This window comes from Bacillus sp. LR--39 (genome assembly GCF_053613335.1).
In genome coordinates this window covers 1-1,318 of the sequence record NZ_JBSIOT010000190.1, presented here as the reverse complement: position 1 = coordinate 1,318, position 1,318 = coordinate 1, and the positions used below count along the sequence as shown (strand labels likewise).

Below are 1,318 nucleotides of genomic sequence, written 5' to 3'. Positions count from 1 at the left end.
ACATAGACGAGAAGCGCATACATATAAACAGATTGGAAAACAAAATAAAGAACGAGTGTATTCGCCGCAAAGCGAATGATGACGTCCATCCGTTTCATGCTGCGGTCGTTTTGGAAAGTCGTTCGCCATTCCATTACCTGATTCCACGCTTTCAGCAGCAACAGTTGGACAAAGACCGCGGCATACGATACGAGCGAAGCTCCCGGAGTGACTGCGAAATAAAGCGGCATCGCAACGATGCTCAGCGCAATCAGCGGAAACAGCTGAGACACATAGCTGTAGACAAACGCTTGCTTCAAGTAAGGCTCCATTTTTGCTTCAAGAGGCAATAAGAAAACAAGGTCAGCCTCCTTCAAAAGCGTTCGCACATAAGAGCTTGTCAACACGAGCGAAAACAGCACGGCCATCACCCAAAAGGACGGAAAGTGAGCGGGAATGTCCCGTATCCATTTGCTGTACCAGCTTGCAGCGCCCGCTAGAAAAAAAATCAAAACAATGACGAGGTGATCGTTGAGCATATATTTCATGTATGTTCTTGTTTCTTTGATATGCTCCTGCAGCCGCGACTGCCAAATATCAAGCATATTATTCATGGCCAGCGTCTTCCTTTGTAAGCTCAAGATACAAATCGTCCAGCGCCGCGTCCTTCATTCCAAACTGCTCTCTGAGCTCTGACAGCGTGCCGCGCGCCCGCACCTCGCCGTTATGTAAAATAATAAACGAATCGCAATAGCGTTCTGCCGTTGCCAAAATGTGTGTTGACATCAGCACGCTCGCCCCGCCTTTTTTCGCTTCATTCATCCGTTCAAGCAGCGCGTTAATGGCAAGCGGATCAAGCCCTAGAAAAGGCTCATCAATAATGTAGAGCGCAGGCTCTGCCAAAAAGGCGCACATAATCATAACCTTCTGCTTCATTCCTTTAGAAAAATGGGCCGGGAACCACTTCAGCCTCTTTTCCATTCGGAATTCCTTTAAAAGCGGAGGCAGCCTTTTCTCCATCGTTTCTTTTGACAGTCCATATGCCATGGCTGTTAGTTCAAGATGCTCCATCAGCGTCAATTCTTCGTATAAAACAGGTGTTTCAGGTATATAGGTAAATTGTGAACGGTAGCCTTCCGGATCCTCAGCAAACGTTTTACCGTTTAATTCGATTGAACCTTTATGCGGGTCCATCAGCCCGATGATGTGTCTGATTGTTGTACTTTTACCAGCACCATTCAGCCCGATTAAGCCGACAATTTGATTCGGTTCAAGGGTGAATGATACGTTTTTCAAAACCGGATTCCTTGTATATCCGCCGGTCAAGTCTTTTACCGAT

1 protein-coding gene and 1 pseudogene are annotated in these 1,318 nt (G+C 46.7%); both read right to left on the bottom strand.

Annotated features, from left to right (window positions below):
* Positions 1-593: pseudogene (gene ecsB, locus ACWHAR_RS21665) on the bottom strand (ABC transporter permease EcsB); the annotation flags it as partial.
* Positions 586-1,318 (bottom strand): ABC transporter ATP-binding protein EcsA (gene ecsA / locus ACWHAR_RS21660; RefSeq protein WP_452087791.1); only part of this gene is annotated, 733 nt, incomplete at its 5' end. The gene ecsA and the pseudogene ecsB, both read right to left, overlap by 8 nt.